Annotated in this window: 14 protein-coding genes; 8 read left to right on the forward strand and 6 right to left on the reverse strand. The window is 54.2% G+C overall.

Annotated elements, in window-relative coordinates; all coding sequences use genetic code 11:
• The first annotated feature begins 29 nt into the window (after positions 1-29).
• The 6 genes from R0137_RS03845 (at position 30) to R0137_RS03870 (ending at position 9,591) form a co-directional block, all read left to right on the forward strand.
• Positions 30-1,574 (forward strand): tryptophan halogenase family protein, encoded by a 1,545-nt coding sequence (locus tag R0137_RS03845; protein ID WP_407328678.1) that lies wholly within the window; start codon positions 30-32, stop codon positions 1,572-1,574.
• A 291-nt stretch (positions 1,575-1,865) separates the two neighbouring features.
• Positions 1,866-2,693, forward strand: coding sequence for a family 16 glycosylhydrolase (locus R0137_RS03850; protein WP_407328679.1), 828 nt, complete (start codon positions 1,866-1,868; stop codon positions 2,691-2,693).
• 46 nt (positions 2,694-2,739) lie between these two features.
• Positions 2,740-4,638, forward strand: coding sequence for a glycoside hydrolase family 3 protein (locus R0137_RS03855; RefSeq protein WP_407328681.1), 1,899 nt, complete (start codon positions 2,740-2,742; stop codon positions 4,636-4,638).
• 214 nt (positions 4,639-4,852) lie between these two features.
• Complete coding sequence (locus R0137_RS03860) at positions 4,853-7,309, forward strand: CehA/McbA family metallohydrolase (RefSeq protein ID WP_407328683.1); 2,457 nt, start codon at positions 4,853-4,855, stop codon at positions 7,307-7,309.
• A gap of 42 nt (positions 7,310-7,351) precedes the next feature.
• Positions 7,352-8,275 carry a PEP-CTERM sorting domain-containing protein gene (locus tag R0137_RS03865; protein ID WP_407328685.1) on the forward strand — a complete coding sequence of 308 codons (924 nt, stop codon included), beginning with the start codon at positions 7,352-7,354 and terminating at the stop codon, positions 8,273-8,275.
• A gap of 122 nt (positions 8,276-8,397) precedes the next feature.
• Positions 8,398-9,591: an MFS transporter gene (locus R0137_RS03870; RefSeq protein WP_407328686.1), complete on the forward strand. Its 1,194-nt coding sequence runs from the start codon at positions 8,398-8,400 to the stop codon at positions 9,589-9,591.
• A gap of 74 nt (positions 9,592-9,665) precedes the next feature.
• Here the strand turns inward: R0137_RS03870 and R0137_RS03875 are convergent, their stop codons facing one another.
• Positions 9,666-11,276, reverse strand: a complete 1,611-nt coding sequence (locus R0137_RS03875; RefSeq protein WP_407328688.1) for an AMP-binding protein — start codon at positions 11,274-11,276, stop codon at positions 9,666-9,668.
• 236 nt (positions 11,277-11,512) lie between these two features.
• Between R0137_RS03875 and R0137_RS03880 the strand changes: the two genes are divergently transcribed.
• Positions 11,513-13,687, forward strand: a complete 2,175-nt coding sequence (locus tag R0137_RS03880) for a tetratricopeptide repeat protein (RefSeq protein WP_407328690.1) — start codon at positions 11,513-11,515, stop codon at positions 13,685-13,687.
• 86 nt (positions 13,688-13,773) lie between these two features.
• Here R0137_RS03880 and R0137_RS03885 read toward each other — a convergent pair whose 3' ends face one another.
• The 3 genes from R0137_RS03885 to madL all read right to left on the reverse strand — a co-directional run bounded on the left by R0137_RS03885 (position 13,774) and on the right by madL (position 18,267).
• A complete protein-coding gene (locus R0137_RS03885) occupies positions 13,774-17,055 on the reverse strand; it encodes a VPS10 domain-containing protein (RefSeq protein ID WP_407328692.1) in 3,282 nt (1,093 codons plus the stop codon).
• 92 nt (positions 17,056-17,147) lie between these two features.
• Entirely contained in the window at positions 17,148-17,912 is a 765-nt protein-coding gene (madM, locus tag R0137_RS03890; protein WP_407328694.1) for a malonate transporter subunit MadM, read from the reverse strand.
• Entirely contained in the window at positions 17,902-18,267 is a 366-nt protein-coding gene (gene madL, locus R0137_RS03895) for a malonate transporter subunit MadL (protein ID WP_407328695.1), read from the reverse strand. Before madL ends, madM begins: the two co-directional genes overlap by 11 nt.
• 80 nt (positions 18,268-18,347) lie before the next feature.
• On the opposite strand from madL, the gene R0137_RS03900 reads away from it, so the two are divergent.
• Positions 18,348-19,862: a malonate--CoA ligase gene (locus tag R0137_RS03900; protein WP_407328697.1), complete on the forward strand. Its 1,515-nt coding sequence runs from the start codon at positions 18,348-18,350 to the stop codon at positions 19,860-19,862.
• A gap of 9 nt (positions 19,863-19,871) precedes the next feature.
• Here R0137_RS03900 and R0137_RS03905 read toward each other — a convergent pair whose 3' ends face one another.
• Together R0137_RS03905 and R0137_RS03910 are read right to left on the reverse strand one after the other, a co-directional pair.
• On the reverse strand, positions 19,872-20,600 hold the full coding sequence (locus tag R0137_RS03905; RefSeq protein ID WP_407328699.1) for a glutathione S-transferase family protein: 729 nt from the start codon (positions 20,598-20,600) through the stop codon (positions 19,872-19,874).
• Between the two features lie 138 nt (positions 20,601-20,738).
• Entirely contained in the window at positions 20,739-21,884 is a 1,146-nt protein-coding gene (locus R0137_RS03910; protein WP_407328700.1) for an MFS transporter, read from the reverse strand.
• Between the last annotated feature and the right edge of the window lie 228 nt (positions 21,885-22,112).

A 22,112-nucleotide genomic window follows, 5' to 3' on the forward strand; every position in this document is an offset into this window, starting at 1 on the left:
CGGAAGTTAAGTAACAAAGGTTAGCCAAGATGAATAAGACCATAAAAAAGGTGGTTGTCGCTGGAGGAGGCACGGCGGGGTGGATGGCCGCTGCGTCGTTGTCCAAACTTATTGGTAACAATATCGAAGTCACCCTGATCGAGTCGGATGAGATTCCGACCGTTGGCGTAGGTGAGGCGACTATCCCACCGCTGATACTGTTGCACCAATTGCTTGATATGGACGAAAAAGAGTTTATGAAGGCCGTACACGGTACCTTCAAGCTAGGCATCTCCTTCGAAAATTGGCGGAACGTCAATGAGGATTACATCCATTCTTTCGGATATACCGGCAAAGACTGTTGGGCTGCTAACTTTCTGCATTTCTGGCTACGGGGCCGCGAGGAGGGTATCAGCAAGGACTATGATGTCTACTGCGCGGAACTCATTGCTGCCCAGCAGGACAAGTTCGCGGTTTTGAAGAATGGCGCACTTAACTATGCTTACCATATCGATGCGGGGCGCTATGCAGCTCTCTTGCGCAAAGTCGCTGAAGAAAACGGCGCCACGCGCCAGGAAGGGAAAATAGAAAGTGTTGCGACAAACGAAAACACCGGCTTTATCGAGTCGGTAACTCTTGCTTCGGGGCAGTGTATCGAAGGGGACCTTTTCATTGATTGCACTGGTTTTCGTGGACTACTTATCGAGCAAACCTTACACACAGGTTACGACGACTGGAGCCATTGGCTGCCTTGTGACAGTGCTGTCGCTGTGCAGACACGGTCTGTGGGGCCGCCGGTACCCTACACCCGCTCCATTGCTCGCGACGCGGGATGGCAATGGCGAATACCGCTTCAATCACGTGTCGGCAACGGCTTGGTGTTTTGCAGTCGCTATTTGTCTGATGACGATGCAATCCAAACGATTCTTAACAACGTTGAAGGTGAAACGATTACTGATCCTCGTGTAATCAAGTTTCGAACGGGCCAACGTCGCAAGCACTGGAACAAAAACTGCGTCGCCATGGGACTCGCAAGCGGATTTATAGAGCCATTGGAATCGACTAGTATTCATTTAATTCAAAAGGCGGTGACGCGCCTTATCCAGAACTTCCCATTTGCAGGAATTCACGAATCAGAGGTTCGGGAATTCAATACTCAAATGGAGGCAGATACCGAGAACATTCGAGACTTCATTATTCTTCACTACCATGTGACGAATCGTGAAGACACTCGTTTCTGGCGTCACTGTAAAAATATGAGTATCCCAGATTCTCTGCAGCATCGAATCGACCTGTTCAAAGAAACTGGAAGGGTTTTTAAGTCCCCGAACGATTTGTTTGTAGAGAATTCTTGGATTCAAGTGATGATGGGGCAGGGCCTGATGCCCAAGCAATACCATACCATTGTCGATGAGATGAGCTCCGAGGAGCTGCAAAAGTTTATGCACGGTGCCGAGGCTTCAGTGCAGCGAACCGTTAGTCAGCTACCCAGTCACCAGGCTTTTATAGATCACTATTGCAAGGCCGATGTTGGAGCAGCTGGAGAGCGCGCCGTACCCCTGAGTACAGCCGCGGGGATTAGAGCCGTATCGTGAAGCGGTGGCCAAGACTCTGACCAAGGCCGATTTTTTGCCAAACAGAAGACGCTGATCCTGCGAACGCGTATCGCAGCATTCCCCCGTGGCCGCTGAAATCAAAATTGTCCTTGCGAACGGATGTTGAGTATCCACCGCCGCCGGCGATCTCTGTGCAAGATGCCCCGCTGGCCCTAACGGCAGTCCGTTTCGGCGCAATATTATTGAGCGACGTTAATCCCGCGCTATGCTTTTCTCAATGTGAAAACGATAGCGAGCGTCACGGTGCATAAACACACGTTTACCCTTCTCATGAGCCTAATTCTCATACTACAAACTGGAATCGGCTGGACTGAAACAAACGTCAGCGATCCCCAGTGGGCCATCGACTTCTTTGATGACTTTGATACTTTTGACGAGGCAAATTGGCGGGACCAGATCGTGTGGGTCAACGGTGAAGATCACTGTTATGTCCGCGACGGACTGCATAACACGCGAGAGGTCAATGACGGCAGTCTTAAACTTCGTGTCGTAGATCTTGGCGAACCGCAGCCTTGCGGCAATATGAGTAAAAACGGTGAGAAGCATCCAGATACGGCCTTCGTAGCCGGTCGAATCTCCTCCAAAAACCGCAGGGAATTTGTGAAAGGTCGCTGGACCGCGCGCTTGCGAGTACCGAATAGCGGTCAGAGAGGCATGTTTCCGGCTTGGTGGCTGCTCGGGGCATTAAACAACGAACCCCCCATCGAAGAGGACGACGAAAATGTGTGCTGGCCCATGGAAGGGTCCGGCGAAATCGATATTTTCGAGCATCACGGTGACGGTGGCCCCGATCACTATGCAGCGCGCATCATCGAGAACCGCGGGTACTGCGATGGCGGGGACTGGCAGAGCGCTATGCTAGTTCAGGAGGCCAACATGGAGGATTACCACGAATACGCTGTGGAATGGCTCGGTAACGACATCATCTTCCGTCTCGACGGTGCAGAGGTGTATCGCGTCGATGATAAGGGTGATCTATTCCCTGAGCCCCTTTTCGCTATTCTCAACTTCGCCAAGATACAACCAGGACCTATGACCGGCCCTTGGGTAATGGAAGTAGATTGGGTGAAACACGAAAGCCTCGTGAAGGATTTGTGAATATGGTCGTGGCAAGGATAACGTCGATAGCCAAGACGTCTAAAACGTGGCGTTGACGCCTTTTCCGCGAGTCATCGGCATATACCGTTCGCTTAGCGGATTAGGAACTCTATTTGCTGCAGCTTCGATCATTGGAGGATGCGCGGCACTCCAAGGAACCTCGGACATTCCCGCGGACAGCGCCGCAGGCATTCCAGGTGTCTCTGTCCCTCCACTAATCTGTCGCTGGGGTTCGCAACAGTTCGATATCTGTCAGTACGCGACACGGGATGAGCGCGTTGCCGCGTTGGTCGCGGCAATGACACTGGACGAAAAAATCGGACAGATCACACAGTCTGTGTGGCATAACAATGTGTCCCCCGAGATTATTAGAGACAAGGGAATCGGTTCGATTATCCATACCGAAGGGCCGACGCCAGGACCAAGCCCTCTCGATTGGATAGCCAAGTTCAATGAGTTTCAGGCCAGTGCATTGCAGACACGCCTCGGCATTCCGTTACTGATTGGTGTAGATGCAGTTCATGGGCATAACAGCTTTGAGGGCGCGGTGATCTTCCCGCATAACATTGGACTGGCGGCAAGCCGAAACCTGGAGCTAATCCAAAGGTCTGCGCAAATTACGGCTCTTGAAGTAGCTGGCACGGGTTTTAACTGGACTTTTTCTCCGTGCATCGCGATGCCAAAACATGAGCACTGGGGCCGCGTTTACGAGGGCTTCAGCGAAGATCGAGACCTCACCACCGCAGCTGCAATCGCCTCCGTCCGCGGATACCAGGGCGAAGGGCTTTGGCGGCGGGAAACCATTGCCGCGACCGCAAAACACTTCATTGGTGATGGCGCGACTGACGGTGGCATTGAGGGCGGTAATGCAAACATGACCGAAGAAGAGATGCGTGAGGAGTATCTCCCTCCTTACATTGCTGCGGTCGATGAGGGTGTGGCTTCCATTATGGTGGGTTTTAACGCCTTTAACGGAGTCAACATGCACCAGAACGGCTATCTGGTGAGTGAGGTACTTAAGGCTGAATTGGGTTTCGAAGGGGTGGTTTTGACTGATTGGGATGGTGGACTGCGCTGGGGTGAACCGCACACAGTTATCAACGCCGGTGTCGACATTGCCATGCAGCCTGGCAACCACGATGAATTTATGAGCCGTCTGACGGCTTCTGTTATTGATGAAACAGTGCCCATGAGTCGAATCGACGATGCCGTGAGTAGAATTCTAAAAATGAAATTTGATCTTGGCTTGTTTTCCGATCCGTTTAGTAAAAGGGAATTCTCCGAGTTGGTGGGGTCGCAGAGTCATCGTGACGTGGCACGGCAGGCGGTCAGGGAATCCCTTGTCCTATTGAAGAACAGCAATGATGTTCTGCCATTGATCCAAGACGAGCCCGTTGCCGTTGTAGGTAAGCACGCCCATAACAGCGGCCTACAAAGTGGAGGCTGGTCGATTCACTGGCAGGGTCAGAGCGAAAGCTATCGCGGGGCCACCACCATCTTGGATGGCATCAGATCGATGGCACCGGAAGTTGAGTACGCCGAAGAGGGCTGCCACGCAGATATGCGAGCCAGCAAGGTGGTTCTGGTAGTCGGTGAGGAGCCGTATGCAGAGGGGCTTGGTGATTCAGATGCGCTGTCGTTGAGCGATGAACAAAAAGCGCTGATAGCGGCATGTAAAGCGTACGAAAAGCAGATCGTTGTTGTATTGATTTCTGGTCGTGCGTTGCTGATCCAGAATGAACTGAATGTTAGCGACGCCTTTATTGCCGCCTGGCTGCCTGGCTCAGAAGGTGCCGGCGTAGCCGATGTGTTATATGCGGTGGGCGGCTTCAAGCCGACGGGAAAATTGCCTTATGCCTGGCCAAGGCGCTACGAAGACTTACCCTTGGAGGCCGATGCAGACCATGCTCTGTTTAAGTTTGGCTACGGCTTGTCCGATTACTGAGTCCAGGATTTAGTTGCGCCTATCTTTAAGGTGGTCATGAGAGTACCCCTATATTAAGTGCAATTGCCTTGCTACTCCTAAGGGCCTTCGCCTCCGTTTTTGGAGTCGATGTATAGTCTCATCCTTGTTACCCCTCGATTTCGAATGGTTTTCCTATCGGTCAATGATAAGACCACCCTTTGATAACCGCTGTTAAACGTTGGAGACATAACTGATGTCTGGAAAAATCAACCGAGGTCTGGCGTTTTTGATGCTTGCGCTACTGTGCGCATCAACAGCTCAGGCTCAGTTCACCAACCGATACCCAAAGCTTGATGACTTTGGCCATCAGATTTATTTGGAGCAGCACGAGCTTCCGATCTTGTCCCACGGCCCAGTCGATCCTGCTCCATCACCAGACGGGCGCTCGATCGCGTTCGCAGCTCAGGGCTGGCTTTGGCTTCTTGAGATCGACTCCGGCGTTGCAAGGCGGCTGACCGAGGGTCGTGACGTTGATTCACGGCCGCGCTGGTCTGCAGATGGCCAACAGCTGGCTTTTGTTCGTGACACAGGGGCCGATACCTCGATCGTGATCATGGATGTTGAGAGTCGCGAGGAGATAGTCATCGACACGAAGGCGATTGATGTGGATCCCGAATTCTCCGCAGACGGTGAACACCTGTATTACACATCCGGTCAGAGTGGTTCTCTGGATATCTGGCGCCATCACATTGCGGCGAGCACGAGTGAGCAGGTCACCGCTTTGCGTCAGGCAGAGCGTAACGCCCGAAGACTTCCCGGAAGTGACAGCATCTTGTATCTCGACGGTAACGGCGCTCAGCGACAGCTTCGTCTTCGTAACTTTATAGAGGGTACAGACACGGTCGCCCACGCCGAAACTCTTAGCTACCACCTGACGGCGGATGTGCATCCTGTGGAGCGTCTGGTCGTATTCTCTGCGCCGCTGGAAAACGACTATCACCTGTGGACCAAGGATTTGGATCGGCCTGAAGTACGCAAGCAGCTCACTTTTGGCCAAGCTTATGCGCTAACTCCCGCGTTCAGTGCAGATGGGACGTCCATTTATTTTGTAGAGGCGGACGCACAGCGACAATTTCATCTCAAAAGAATCGCCACTTACGGTGGCCCGGTTGAGTCTGTGCGGATAAGGTCATGGGACTACGGTAAGAAGACGGGGCAGCTTACTATCGTGCCGCAAAACGCCTTAGGTGATACTGTCGCTGCTCGGGTTTCCATCGTTGATGGCGATGGACACCCGGTAGCTAGTCCTTCGGATGCGACGTACTTTGACCCCCAGTCTGGGCGAAATTACTTTTACAGCATCGGTGAGCAAGATCTCACTCTTCCTGTTGGCACCTACGAGATCACCGCGACCAATGGCCCGATGACACCGCTTGTGCAGCAAACGGTTAGAGTTCGCGCTAATGAGAAGGCAGAGACCCCCCTGCTCCTCGAGCCAGTCTGGGATGCCAAAGAGGCGGGTTATATAGCGGCGGATTACCACAATCATTTGAACGGTGACGGCCATCATCGCGCTACTCATGAACATGCTCTGCGTCTACAAAAAGGCGAGAGCCTGCATCACATGGCACCCATGTCTTGGAACCGCTGGGACCGGAAGATCGACCGCGAGTTGCTAGGCACTCAAACCGAGAGCGAAGGCTTTGTGGTCAGTCAGGGACAGGAGGTGCGGTCTCATTTTCATGGTCACATCGGTCTTGTTGGCGTACAGCAGCCCTTCGAACCCTGGTTCTTCGGGCCGCATAATCCCACCTTGGGTGATCCTAATCTCAGTAACGGCATGGTTTTTGACTACGCTCGCGGACAAGGACTCTTTCCCATCTATGTTCACCCCACGTCATCGGATGCAGATCCATTTTTGCCTGATCAACTGGACGGTTTACCTATTGAGCTCGTGTCCGATGCAGTGCTGGAGGAAAACTTCGGCCTCGAGGCAGTGATTGGTTGGTCTAGCCCCTTGGGGACTTCGCAACTTTGGTATCGACTGCTAAATGTTGGGCGCTCTGTCCCTGCAATGTCAGGAACGGATGCCTGGGTGGATTTTTATCGAACGCCAGCTGTTGGCACTGGCCGAAATTACGTGCCTGTGGATTCGCAAAGCGCGGACTTTGTTACGACGTTTAACTCGGCAACGGCGAGTCGCGGCTTTGTCAGCACTGGCCCGGCGATTGTCTTTGAATTAGACGATGGCAGTAAGCCCGGTGATGTTACTCGGTCAGGGACAGTGGGATGGTCGGCTTTTGTTGCAAGCACTATAGACGTAGAGAGGGTTGAGATTGTTGTTAACGGCGACATTGTGCAGAGGCTTTCTGGTGTTTCGGCTGGGCAGAGCAAAACCATTACGGGTGAACTCGTTCTCCCAGAGGCGGGATGGGTCGCGGCGCGGGTTTACAGCGAGCAGCCGCTGGAAGACCCTTGGCCAATGATGCACCCGCGTCCTTTCGCTCACAGCGAGCCCATCTGGATTGGTGAAGTTGGAAGCACGGACTCCGCGGCTCGCACTAAAGCGGCGTCCGATATGATCCGCGCCATCGAAGCGGCTGAGCAAACATCCCGCGATGCTTACGGCGAGGTAAAGGCTTCCAAGATGATGGGCCGCATGGCGGAAGCCAAGAAACAACTCCGCAACATGATGCCGGCGGATACTTAAGTCGGTGCGACCCCTAAATACGTCTTCTAGTCGGAGCCACACATGAATCGAAACTTTGTAGCCATTGTTCTGTTACTTCTCTGTAGCGCCTTTCCGGCTGCAGCACAGAATAAGAGCATAGTCTTCATCGGAAACAGCTTTACCTTCGGTTACGGCTCCGCGGCCTGGTTCTGGGGGGCCGACACGGTAACGGATCTCAATGGTCAAGGTGTCGGTGGTGTGCCTGCTTTGTTCAAAGCGTTTTCGGAACAAGCGGGACTGTCCTGGAATGTGTCTTTAGAGACGCACCCCGGCTCTGACTTTGCTTTTCATCTTCGCGAAAAGAGAGCAGAGCTAACCTCTAAAGCTTGGGATGTGGCGGTAGCGCATAGCTACAGTACGCTTGATGCCAATGCCCCGGGTGATCCCACAAGACTCGTAGCGACAGGTCGCGAACTCGCCACACTACTGCAAGGCGCTAACCCGCAAGTAAAGTTTTATGTCACGGCCACGTGGTCGAGGCCTGACCTCACTTATCGATCAGGCTCTCCCTGGTCTGGCAAGGGTATCGAGAAAATGGGTCTCGACGTAAACGAAGGCTATGAGCAACTTGCAGCTGTGGTACCCGGTGTTACAGCCGTAAACCCCGTTGGCAAAGCCTTTAATCGCGCGGTGCGCACGGGCGTGGCTGATGGCAACCCTTACGACGGCATTGATGTAGACAAGGTAGATCTCTGGACCTGGGATCATTATCACGGCAGTACTTACGGTTATTACCTTGAGGCGCTTGTAGTGTTCGGCAACGTGACGGGTGTAGACCCGCTGGCGTTAGGAGATGGAGAGTGCGCGGCCTTCGAGCTCGGGCTCTCCCAAACTCAAGTTGTGGCTCTACAGCGAGTCGCACGTGATGAGCTGGCCGCGGCAGGCGTTGAGCTAAGCACACCGAAAACGGTGACTCCGCTTAGGTGGGCAACACCCTGCGGGTGAACTCGCGATCGCACTTTTCACCCCGAAGAAAACGTCGGAGTAAGAAGACCGGGGTAAGAATCTGAATTAAGGCCTAGGTGCAAGCCACGGTATAGTTCATCCTTTGGCAGTCCGGAATCAAAATGACAATCAGTTCGCTCCCCAGAGTGGTATGGCTATACACGCTAATCCAATCGCTCGCTGTAAGCGTTGGCAGCATGATGGTGATCGTGGGCGGTGTGCTGGGTGCATCACTGGCTCCTGAGCCCGCCTACGCGACCTTGCCTGTTGCGGTGATGATAACGGGCACTGCGCTAAGCGTACTTCCAATAACTCGACTCATGCGCCGTTTTGGTCGTAGACCTATATTCGTGGTGGTGACCATCGTAGCGGTGTTTGCGTCTTTATTGGCGGCGAAGGCGGCGAGTGACCTCAGCTTTGCTTTGTTTTGCACTTCTGCATTGGGTTTTGGCTGTGCCTTGGCGGGTATTCAGCAACTGCGTTTTGCCGCGATGGAGGCAGTATCCACCGACTTGATGCCCAAGGCGGCGTCTACGGTGTTACTCGGCGGATTAGCGGCAGCGATTATCGGGCCCGAGCTGGCAACCAGCGGCAGAGACTTGATCGGCGCTGAATTTGTCGGCACGTTTTTGCTGATGGCTGGGATCTGTGGCGTATGCACTCTACTTTTTTTGTTTACTCCATCGTCCAAAGCGCAGGCAAGCGAGATATCGGGTGATGTTCGTTCCTTGCGCGAGATGGTTCGCAACCCCACGCTTATCATGGCCATTGTCGCTGCTGTCGGTGGCTATGGTTTGATGAGCTTTATCATGACCGCTACGCCAGTGCACATGCATGTGTACGAGGGCCACAGCTTGGACCACACCAAGCTGGTGATTCAGAGTCATGTTCTGGCCATGTTCCTGCCGTCGTTTTTTAGCGGTTGGCTGATCAGTCGGTGGGGGGCTGCTCGAGTAATAATGGCCGGGCTGCTGGCCTATGCAATGACAGTCATCCTGGCCTTAATGGGTAGCGCCATCCTCAACTATTGGACTGCGCTTGTATTGCTGGGCGTAGGCTGGAATTTTTTGTTCCTGGCCGGGACGACGTTATTACCGCTGACTTACGCTCCCGCTGAACGCTTCAAAGCACAGGGTTTCAATGAAATGCTGGTGTTTGGGTTTCAAGCCACTGCCGCTCTGTCCGCGGGGGCAGTACTGCACTGGCTGGGCTGGCAAAACCTCTTGCTGGCATGCATACCGCTAATTTTGATGTTAGCGTTTACCTTAATCTGGTGGCAAAAAAACCAAAGCGCGCCAGCAGCCGTTGCTAACTAGTCAGCAGCGGGTTGTTAGTACGTGACCTCGCGTTAGAGAAAGCCTGGGGCGTTACGCGAGAGCATTTGTGAAGCTCAGTCTCTACCCAACGCTGCGCTAGCCACTCCACGAAGTCGCTTGTAGTCGACCTTGCCATTGGCGGCGCGGCCAATGCTATCGATCGGTACGATATGTCGAGGTGCTTTGTAAGCCGCCAGAGTCTTTCTTACGTGAGCGATGAGGCTTGCACTGTCCAGAGATGTTCCCGGTTGTGCTTCGATCACACCAACCACTGACTCTCCGTAAGTCTCATCGGGCACGCCCACGGCAACTGCGTCCACAACGTTGGGATGCGTCTTCATCGCTTCTTCTACTTCTTCGGGGAAGATCTTTTCGCCACCACTGTTGATACAGACTGATCCTCTTCCCAGGAGAATAATGCGGCCATCGGCGTCGACCATGGCAAAGTCGCCGGGGCAGGAGTAGCGCTGGCCATCGATATCCAGAAAGGTGCGTGCGCTTTTTTCTGGATCTTTGTAGTAACCCAGAGGCTGGCGGCCACCCACAGCGATGCGTCCTACCTTGTCGCTGCCAGCTTCGATGGCTTGGTTGCTGTCATCGATGACAATTGTCTCGGGGCTCATTTCGAAGCGCGCGGTGCTTGCTGCAGCGCCCGCCGCCGAGATGGATGATCCCATGCCTAGGGCTTCAGAGGATGAAAAGGCATCCATCAGCATCATGCCTGGGTGATGGGCAAGCAATCGCTCTTTGCTCTCTTGGCTCCACATAACTCCGGAGGAAACAATTGCCTGGAGCGACGCTAGATTCCAGCGTCCGGGTTCACTGTCTAGGGCGCGAAGGATAGGCTTGGCGAAGGCATCGCCAACCATGGCCAGCGATTCTACTTGTTCCCTTTCGATCGTATCGAGGAGTTCGGCGGGGTTAAAGTGGCGGTCTGTTAGAGTGACGATGCTGCCTCCACCGCAAAGCGTGCTGAGTCCGGGGAAGTTTCCCGTACCGTGCATTTGCGGACAGGCGGGGAGAAAGCGTGTGCCGGGCGAGGTAAAGCTGCCGCGCAGATCCTCGACGCTACCTTCATCCTGAAGAGGGCTTCCCAGAGTGGATGTAAGCTTGACGGCAAGATCGTCTTGTCGCCACATCACGCCTTTGGGCATGCCGGTAGTGCCGCCGGTATAGAGAAAGTTGAGATCATCACCACTGCGTCCCCAGCTTGGAACGACTCGCTCGCAGTTCTTGTTGGCGACGGCTTCGTAGTCGCTCGCCCATTCGGGGCGAGGTACGCTGCCATCGTCAACAAATAGCCACACGCGAACTTTTGGAAGACGCGCGCGGATGGCGTCTATGGTCGCTGCGAACACTCCGTGGAACACAACTGCTCCCGCGTCCGCATTGTCCCAGAGATACAGGAGTTCATCGGCGGTATAGCGATAGTTAGTGTTCACCGGTACGTACGCACCCTTAAAGGCCGCGTACATCGACTCCAGATACTCGTTACCGTTGTAAAGGTACTGGGCAACCGCCTGCTGACGTTCTAAACCGGCATCAATAAAGAATTGCGCTAGAGCATCAGCGCGTTTGTCGAACTCCCGCCATGAACGCCGTGTCTCTCCGTGGATGAGACATGTTGCTTCGGCCAGTTCATCAGCGGCAACTTCCCATATGTCTGCAAAGTTCCAGTCACTCATTGTCTGTTCTCCACGCACTTTTGGTTTCTTTATGGCTGTAGTGATAAGGGTTCGTCAAGAGATGAGCGCCCCCTGTATTCACGCTTGCCATTTGATGGAGAGCGTAAAAACCCACGTTCATCCTGTATCATCATATAGCTTCGACGTCATCAAGCCAGCCTGCGAACCAGTGCTGCGAGGTTTAGGTTTGCGCAGCGCATTGTGGTTACTGCATTGAGTAAGAGGTGGTACGACTCGTGATCAGAGTTCTTCGCGAATTGAGAAAGCGCCGTGTATTTCGCGGGGCCGGTTATTACCTGCTGATCGCCTGGGGTGTTCTTCAGGTTGGCGACGTTATTGTCGAACCGGCAGGGCTTCCAGCCTGGAGCATGACCGCGCTGCTGTATTTGCTGATGCTGGGATTTCCTGTGGCGATGGTATTGAGCTGGCGCTACGACATTGGCGAGCACGGTATCGTCCGCACGCGAGCAGAGCATGTGGAAGACACTCCCCCAGAATCTCTGCGGGCGATTGATTATCTCGTTATTTGCAGTCTTGTGGGCATTAGCGCTGCCGCACTGTGGGGTTTATTGCCCATCGCGCAGCAGTCGGAGCAAGTCAAAGAATCTAGCGCACCGTTGCTCGAGCTTGCTCCAAATTCCATCGCCGTGCTCCCCTTTGCTGATATCTCCCAGACACAGGACCAGGGGTTTCTGGGCGACGGCATTAGCGACACGGTAATGCACGTGCTTTCGCAAATTGGTGAGTTAACGGTAACCGCTCGTACCTCAAGCTTTGCCTTCAAAGGAAAAGATCTCAGTATCCAAGAAATAGCAACGGCCCTGGTGGTCGCTCATGTGCTTGAGGGCAGCGTGCAGAAAGCTGGTGAGCAGGTCCGAATTATCGCCCGATTGATCGACGCCCGAAGCGGCACAGAAGTGTGGTCAGGCTATTACGATCGTGCCATCGATTCTGTTTTTGCGATTCAAGACGAAATAGCGCGAGAAGTCGCCACAGCCTTGACCACCGAAATTCTCAATACTGGTGGTGTACATATCGTTGAGCAGGGTTATCGACCCAACCTTGCGGCGTATGAGAAGTTTATACTGGGCAAGCAAGAGCTTTCTTTGCGCACGATCCCAGGGTTCGTCGGTGCGGAGTCTTTGTTTCGTGAGGCCACAGAACTAGACCCTAACTACGCCTTGGCCTATGCGTATTTAGCTCAAGCAACTTTGCTTGCCACGCCTATGGACAAGCGTGCGACAGGTTTTGCGACAGCGACCGACGTGGTCGCGCAAGCATTGGATTTAGACCCGCTGCTTGCCGAGGCACACGGTGTTTCTGCGGAGCTGTTAGTTTTTCAAAAGCGGTTTCCCGAAGCCGAAACTGCGCTTCAACGAGCATTGGAGCTGCGGCCGAGTTACGCCGATGCCTATGCGACTTATGCATGGTTTTACAGGTTGCAGGGAAAGCTCGACGATGCTTTGGTTCAGCTTCGAAAAGCAATTGAATTAGATCCGCAGGAGAACCGCTACAAAACCAACTTAGCCAATGCATTGTGGTCTGTCAGTAGAGCTGAGGAAGCAATGGCGACGGTCAAAGAGGCCATAGAGCGTAATCCTAGTGTTCCCTCAAATTACGACCTGCTCGGTCGCTGGTACATGCAATTGGGAGACATCGGGAAAGGTGCCTATTGGCATGAGCACGCATCCATGATGAATGGTGAAGCGGCTGAAAGCGGTTGGTCCCACTGCTTGAATCTCGTGCAGTTATGGGCAGAAGAGCGAGCCCTCGAGTGTGCTCAAGACTATCTGCGCCGTTACCCCGGAGATGTAGAGGCGACGCACTACCTAGCGACACTGACTGATGACGTTGAGCTTGGTGTGCAAAATCTGCGTGAGGCCGTCGCGAGTAACCCAAGTTTTTGGTACCGCCGATATCAGCTAGCCGATTGGTTCGTAGAGGCAAAGCAGTGGCAAGACGCCATAGACATTTTGGAGAGCAGCGAAAAAGGACTTTTTTCGAGTAGTCCCACGTTGAGTGATCAAACGATCTGGGCTGCGACAAGTCTTGCTCAGGCCTACTATGGCCTGGGAGAGGAAGAAAAAGCTGCGGTGCTCAGCGAAGCTGGGCTTAGTTACATGGAGCGGCGTCGTAAGTTGCAGGCTTCGGGATACGTTGCTGGTGTCGAGGACGTGCAGTTTTTGGCGTTACTCGGTCGCAGCGATGAAGCGCTGGATCGTTTAGAGGCCACGGTTGCCTCCGGCTGGCGTTTTTATTCTTTTGGTCTTAATTACTCCAGTGTTTTTGATTCCTTGCGCGATGACCCACGCTTCACAGAGGTGATCGCTGTGATCCGCGAAGACCTTACAGAGCAACTGGATTGGTACGATAAGAACAGTGATATGCCTCCCGAGGCAATAGGCCTCTGAGCTAGTTTAGCTGGAGTTTCTGTCGTCAAAAAAAACCCCGCATAAGCGGGGATTTTTAACTAAAGCACCGTGTTAATTGTGGGATTTTAATCCAGGCTTGCACCCTCAACATGGGGAGCCCCCGCCGCGAGCAAGGCCTTCTCAAGCTCTTCTAGCGCTGATTCAGCCCTATCAAGCCGTGTCGCCAAAGACTTCATTGCTTTGTTGACGACTTCGAGCCCCTGACGAGCGGTGTCCGTGGGTCCATACAAAGAGCGATAAATTGTGCGCTCTACCACTGAGAGTCGTTGCGAGATGGTGGTGCGCGTTTTCTCGCCCACTTCCAGTTTGGCTGGGTTTCCATTGAGCTCTCCGTTCAACGCATGCAACGTCTCGCCCACTTGATGCAATTTTGCGTCAAGGTCGCCGGCATCGGCACGAGAGTGCGCCAGTGCCTTGGCCATCGCCTGTGAACGTTGCACGGCGCGTGCGAGATCTGCCTTGAGCTTTGACGATTCCCGTGCGGCATCTTCCCAAGCTCGCCAGAATGCGGCGACCTCTGCATCAGAGGCGCCCGGTAAAGAGCCCGAATACAGACGCTCTACGTCGAAATCAATGGGGTCATCGAGCTGACTTACCTGTCCGTCCACACGCTTGTAGAGCGTCGCTGTATAGGTGCCCGGTGCTGCCATCATGCCTCGCTGCGTTTCACCGTGATCGTTCTCATCATTCAAGGAGACTACTTTAGTTGCGGGGTAGCGAAGGTCCCAAGCGACGCGATGGAAGCCTTTGTCTTTAGGACCCTCGACACGGCGCACAACGTTGCCTTGCGCATCTTTCACCACCAAGAAAATAGCCGGTGCTGCCTGAGTGGCTTCTTTACTTACGGCGTTCCAACCCGGGAATTCGATATCTTTGCCGTCTGCCTCTTTAGATTTCTCAGCAGCCATGCGCGCTTCACTTAGCGTCTGCAGCCCCTCGTTCAGGTGATAGGTAAATGTGGCACCGAACTCTGGGTTGGGCGCGACATAGTGCGATGCTCCCTGCGAGCCCTTCAGGTCATCAAAATCGAGGTCAGACCTGGGAATATAGAGCCATGCCTTACGGGTTGAATACAGCGAACCTTCTTTTTTCAGTGATGCCTCACTGACTTCGCGCAGCGCACTGTAATCATCAAGTACAAAAAATCCCCGTCCAAAAGAGGCACCGACCAGATCATTCTCCCGTCGCTGTATGGCGAGATCTCTGAAGCTGATCGTAGGAACACCGCCCTCGAGCTCTATCCACTGTTCTCCAGCATCAATGGAGAAAAAGATGCCGAACTCGGTTGCGGCAAATAATAGCTCCGGCTTTTCGTGGTCCTGGACCATGCGCCAGACCAGGTGACGCTCAGGGAGGTCTTCGCTGATGGATTCCCAGCTTTGTCCGCGGTTGGTGCTCTTAACCAGGTAGGGTGTGTAGTCACCGTACTTGTGGTTGTCTAGGGAGACGTACACGGTATCCGGATCATGGAGGTCGGCCTTAATGTCGTTGATAAACGCGCGTTCGGGTACACCCATGCGGCTAACCTCAACGCTGCGCCAGCTTTCGCCGCCATTTTCAGTTATCTGTAATAGACCATCATCGGTACCTGCGTAGATGAGTCCGTCTACGAGAGGGGATTCAGATAATGAGGTAATAGAGTTGTAGTTGGACATCGCCAAAACGTCCCACGAGGAATCCCAGCTTTGCTTGCGGCCCATGATGGGTAGCTCAAAGCGTTCCTCATTGCGTGTCAGATCGCCTGATATAGCGCGCCAGCTATCGCCACGATTGTCCGAGCGCCATACCCGTTGGCTGGCAAAGTAAATACGCGCAGGGTCGTGGGGGCTGACGTGGATCGGTGCATCCCAGTTGAAGCGCTCATAATCTTCGTCTTCACCTGGCTGTGGTTGTATATCAACAACTTCGCCAGTGGTGATGTCGATGCGCGAGAGGGCGCCTTCCTGCCGTTCGGCGTAGACGATATCCGGATTGCCGGGTTCCGTAGCCGGAGCATGTCCATCCCAGTCCAGTACCAGACTCCAGTCAGCATTGCGAATTCCATTCACGCTGTCGGTGCGCGAAGGCCCGCCCTGAGTGCCGTTATCTTGAGTGCCGCTATAGATGTTGTAGAAAGGCTCGGCGTCATCCAGCGCCAGCTTATAGAACTGCGTAACTGGCAGGTTAGGCATATAGCGCCAGTTCGCCGCCAAATCAAAGCTTTCGTACACGCCACCGTCTGTGCCTAGCAGCAGGTAATCCGGATCGCTGAGTTTGAACGCCAGCGCATGATTGTCGCCATGGCGGTGCTGACGGTTGACTGGCCCCCAGGTCTTACCGCCATCGAGAGACTGCTTCATGGACGCGTCCATCATGTAAAGATGATCAAATCGATGCGGTGAGGCATAAAGCTCAACGTAGTAGTGTGGGCCCGTGCCACCAGAGATAACCTCGGACTGCTGTGTCCAGGACTCTCCGCCGTCCACGGACTTCCATGTGCCGCCCTTGCGGCGATTGAGTTCAATAGCGGCATAGACAATATCCGGCTGCTGCGGGGATATCGCTAGTCCGATCTTGCCCATCTTGCCCTCAGGTAGTCCCTCAGAAAGTTTCTTCCAGGTATCACCGCCGTCCTCACTGCGATAGATGGCGGATTTGGCGCCGCCATCCATCACTGCGGCAACGGTTCGATGATGCTGCCAGGTTGCCGCGTAGACCCGCTCGGGGTTTCGGGGGTCGATAGCAATGTCGGTTACGCCCGTGAACTCCTCATCGCCGAGCGTCTTGGTCCAGGTCTGTCCGCCGTCAGTTGATTTGTAGAATCCGCGATCACCACCGGGGCTCCACAACGGCCCCTGAGCTGCCACGTAAACAACATCCGAGTTCTCTGGATGGACGATGATTTCGCCAATGTGCTGAGAGTCCTCAAGACCCATGTTCATCCAGTTTTTGCCGCCATCGACGGACTTGTAGATGCCGTCTCCGAAGGCGAAATGCCGTCCGCCACCGTGCTCACCGGTACCCACCCAAACAGTGCTGCTGCTATTGGAGTCCAGTGCCACGGCGCCGATGGAGTAGGAGCCTTCGTCGTCAAACACCGGCTCGAAGGTGGTGCCGGCGTTAACGGTTTTCCAAACACCTCCAGAGCCCACCGCTACGTACCAGGTGTTTTCGTCTTCTGGGTGGATCGCGAGGTCGGCGATGCGTCCGGACCTAACGGCCGGACCTATGTTTCGTAGCGTGAGGCCCTCAAAGGTGGCTTCGGACAAAACGGCTGCTTCGTCTTTGTCGGCAGCGATAGCAGCGCCGCCAAGTGTCAGACCTACAGCAAGGGTGATGGCAGACATGACTGTCTTTTCGGTTCTCATAAAGGCTTACCTTTTTTGAGTTTGGTGGAGGAGCGAGGATGTAAGAATAGCCGCACAGACGAGATTGTCGAGCTACAGCCTGATGCTGGGCCTTAGGTAAATGTTCGAACCACCAGAAAGAGCGCTGACGGTGCGATGAGACAACCAATACCTGTATAAAATGTCGCCGTCATCGCGCCGTAGGGCACGAGCTTAGGATCGGTCGCCGCGAGACCCGCAGCCACGCCACTAGTAGTGCCCATAAGCCCGCCGTAGATCATTGCCGAGTGCGGGTTGGTAAGCCCAATACGCGAAGCGACCAGCGGTGTTCCGATCATGACGAGGATAGACTTGATGAGGCCGGCGGCGACACTGAGCGCGATAACGTCCGAGTCGGCACCGAGTGCCGTGCCTGTTACGGGCCCAACGATGTAGGTTGCCGCGCCCGCTCCGATAGTAGTGATTGCTACGGCGTCTGAGTATCCAAAAGCTACTGCCGTCACGGCGCCAACGGTGAACGAGAGCACAACACCTGTGACGACGGAGACTCCGCCTATAAAGCCCGCCTTCTTTAGCTCGTCGAGATTTGCACCAAAGGCGGTGGCGATAATGGCGAAATCTCGGAACATTGCACCGCCCATTATTGCGAAGCCAGCAAACAGTGGGATGTCTGCTATTCCCCGGGTTCCATCGGTATAACGGCCTCCGACATAAGCGAGAACAAGACCGACGGCAATTGCGATGGCGGAGCCGTGGATATGGCCGCGGGTGAGCTTGTCCGACAGGTAGTAGGAACTCCAGACCAGGATAGCCACGACAAGGAACGCCGTGATCAGTGTGTTCTTGGTCATGACCGCTTCGAGAGTTTCAACGATCATTGGATGTACTCCAGCGCGTCATAACGGGGATGAGCATAAAGCTGGCAATCACGGCCGCAGTGCCCGCTACGATCGCCAGCCATCCGCTCGATAGTGCCGCGATTACGTTTTGTTTTGCCGCCATAGCCACAACTATGGGGATGTACATGGCGTTCCAAAAGTTGATCCCTGTTTCTGTAGGCAGGCTCAGTTTTGGGCCGCGCTTGTTCAGGTTCGACAGCAGTATCAGAAGGAGCATGGCAATACCGACTCCACCGACATTCGCGTTTACGCCGATGAGTTTCCCGAGCAAGTCTCCAGCAAAGACGCCGAAGAGCATGCAGAAAGACAGCAAGCCGACTCCGTAAATCACCATACGCGACCCTCGTTTGCTAGTAGTTCTAGAATTGACTTAGGTTAGCATGCACAAGAGACAGTTCGGCGGAGCCAGCCACGATGAGTCAGAACCTTTACGCGCACTTCGCGAGTCGTTTTCAGGACGTTGAAGACAAACTATTGCTGGTAACAAACACTGGCGAAAGCTACAGCTTTGCAGATATCGATCAACGTGCAGCCCAGATTGCTGACGTGCTTGTCGCCGGCGGTGTTAGACCGGGTGATCGAGTGTCTGTACAGGTTGAGAAGTCCCCCATGGCCCTGTGTTTGTACTTCGCCTGCCTGAGGACCGGTGCGGTATACCAGCCTTTGAACCTTGGCTACCGTCGCGCGGAAATCGAGTATTTCATTAGTAACGCAGAACCAAAGCTCGTGGTTTGCGACAGCGGTAGTGAAGATGAAATGCGGGCGATAGCATTGGCGGCGGGAACCGAGCTGGTGCTAACCCTAAATAGCGACGATAGCGGTTCGTTAATTGAAGCCGCAGATAGCAAGGTAGGCGATTTCGGTGTTCTGCCGCGAGAGGCCGGCGACTTGGCTGCACTGCTGTATTCCTCCGGTACCACGGGAGTACCTAAGGGAATCATGCTGACGCACGGCAACCTCCTTGCGAATGGAGAAACCTTGGTTGATGCCTGGGGTTTTACTGCCAACGATCGCTTGCTCCACGCTCTGCCTATCTTTCATGTGCATGGTCTGTTTGTGGCTGTGAGCTGCGTTATGCTCAGCGGCGCCAGCATGCGCTGGTTGCCAAGCTACGATGCCAAGCAGGTCGTACAACACCTGCCTGAGTGTACGGTTTTTATGGGTGTACCCACGTACTACACGCGTCTACTTTCAGAGCCTAGCTTCTCTGTTGATCGCTGTGCCTCCATGCGCTTGTTTGTTTCCGGTTCTGCGCCCTTGCTCGAAGAAACTTTCCATTCTTTTGAAAAGCGCACCGGGCATCGGATTCTCGAGCGTTACGGTATGACCGAAACCAATATGAACTCGTCTAACCCCCTGGGCGGTGAGCGGCGTGCAGGAACCGTGGGGCTGCCGCTTCCCGGCATTGAGATTCGCATCGTCAATGACGAAGGAGAGCAAGTCGAGAGCCATGAAACAGGGCATCTTCAAGTAAAGGGGCCAAACGTTTTTGCCGGTTACTGGCGAATGCCTGAAAAGACCGCCGATGACTTTACTACAGATGGCTTTTTCAACACCGGCGATCTTGGAAAGATTGATGCAGACGGCTACGTCAGTATCGTTGGACGAAACAAAGACCTGGTGATCACGGGCGGCCTGAACGTTTATCCGAAGGAGATAGAGCTTTTCATCGATGAGCTGACGGGCGTTAAAGAGTCAGCGGTAATCGGCGTTCCCCATGTGGATTTTGGTGAAGCGGTTGTGGCGGTTGTCGTGCCGACTGAAGTCGGTTCAACTACCGAGGGCGATATCATCGCTGCTTGCCGCGAAGGGCTGGCGGCTTACAAAACGCCAAAGCGCGTGGTGTTTCTAGATGAGTTGCCACGCAACACCATGGCTAAAGTGCAGAAGAACGTGTTGCGTGAGACTTTTGCGCAGTTGCTGAGCTGAGTGGGCAAGTTAAGCTTCAGAACTATCAAGTGCTCGACCGTAAACACCGATAGTCTCTTGAACTCTCTCGGTGTAGGCGTGCAGCTTTTTGTAGCCGAGCGCCAACCCAGTGATCCATGTCGCCGGTTGGTTATCGTAAGCGCCCGCCATCATGCCCGCGATGGTGAAATCGAAAATGTTCGGAGTCTCACCAAAGAGAAACCCTGACTCCGGCACTGCGTCCTCGAGTGCTTGAAGATCCCGAGCTGCAAACTCTTTTTGCTCTTTCAGAGTGTGACGTCCGAGGCCCTGCAGATTAAAGGTCTGGCGTACCTGGCGGCGAGCCAAGCCTGCGACGAGGGGGCGTACGGGTTTGGGCGCGATGTGGAAAAATCCGCTGACCACGTTTGGCCACCAAGCGTCGTCTAGCCAGCGACTTGCCACCACCATCCAATACAAGTGGTCCTCGGCTAAGCGAGTAAGGGCGACGCCATGAGCCTTCTGTTGGCTTGTCATGCCTCTATACACGCGGCCATCGGTTATGCCATCGAGGTACTCGGCAATAAGTTCCGAGTCAGCGATTGTTTGTCCCTCAGCAACAAGATAAGGAAGCTTTCCTTTTGGCGCCTTGCCCGGATTGGCTTCTTCGGATGCGGTGAAAGGTACCTCCAGGGCAGTGAGCAGCATTTCAATTTTTAGGCAGAAAGGACTGACATTGCGCATGCCGAATGCCGGAGGCAGAGTAACGAGTTCAAGCATCTTTCTCTCTCCAAGTTGCTCTCAGAGTGTGTACCGCTGTTGCGGCTCTCTTGGCTATGGTTGAAGAATACGATGATTGATTGAGGGTTGCGAGTCTGAGCTATCGGTGCTCGAGGCAGGCGGTCACGGGCAGTTCGATTAACGCCCGCGCGCCTGATGCCAGGCCAAAATGCAGACCAGGCCTGCAAAGAAACTGGTGAGGGTAACGGTACCCCACCAGCCGCCCAGCCCGTAGGCGATCGCACCAGTCCAGCTACCCATCCCTCCACCGAGAAACATCAGCGTTATATATAAAGTCATGAGACGGGTGCGAACTGCCGGCGGTGTGTTGAGGCTGGTCATACGACCGGTGACATCTACCATGGGACCCACGGTACTCATGACTGCGATGGGGAGTAATAAAAAGAGCCAGTGAACGGAAGCGAGTGCCAGGGTTAGAATTCCCAAAAAATTGATGGTCGCCATGCGAAGACGGGCCCGCTCCGCACCAAAGCGATCCGCCCAGCGGCCCAGGCGCGGTGTCACCAGTAAGCCCACTGCAGAGAATGCCGCGAGATATCCCACGGTGTCTGTGCCCAAATTGAATTCTTCACTTGTCAGGTGCAGTCCTATACCTAGCCAGCAGCTCAAGAAGGCAGAGAACCCTAGTCCCTGAATGACGCCTGACATCATGACGCGGGGGTGCTTTAAGGAGAGGGACACCAGGGAGTTGAGTAGCTGACCATAGCTTTCTTTGTCTGCTTCCCCCGGTGGTTCGTCAGTATCCATGAGCATCGGCAATACAACGGTGGAGATAGCCATGAGGACCGCAGCCATCCAATAAACGCTCCGCCATCCAAGCACTTCCCCCATGGCGCCGGATGTGACTCGCGACAGTTGCACACCGGCAATCACTCCGGTGGTAAGGACTGCGGTGACAAAACCAAGACGTTCCTTAGGAACTCGTTTGGACGTGTAAGCCGGTAAAAGGTAGGGGGTGATAGTAAAAAAGCCTAGCAAGCTCGAGGCGGCGACAAAAAGACCAAAGTCCTTAACCGTCGCCATGGAGATAAGCGCAGCGACTTGCGCAGCGATACAGATTACGGCAAGACGGCGATTGCTCATACGATCGCCCAAGGGCAAGAGAAACAGCACGCCTAAGGCCAGAGCAATCTGATTGAGGGCCGGCACCAGTCCGACGAGTCCGTAGCTTACGTCGAAGCTATCTGCCACGGATCCGATGATGGGATGGATGTAGTAGGCATTGGCCGTGACGATAGCGCCGGCCGCAGCGAGTAAAACCACTTCACGCGTGCCGAGCTGTCTAGGGCTGCTAGCGATTGGGGAATGTCCGTCTGAGTTGGGGTGAGCAATGATAGGTTGATGCAGGCAAGATGGTAAGTGTTAGTTCATTCGGCGGACAACTTGATGAGTCGAACGATTTTTTTCGCCATTACAGAAGAAGAGCGTAAGATTGAGGCCTATATTATCCGCGCACTAGAACTACTGTTTGCGACGTACTTACCCTAAGAA

It is taken from the genome of Congregibacter brevis (genome assembly GCF_045689245.1).
Taxonomy (GTDB): Bacteria; Pseudomonadota; Gammaproteobacteria; order Pseudomonadales; family Halieaceae; genus Congregibacter; species Congregibacter brevis.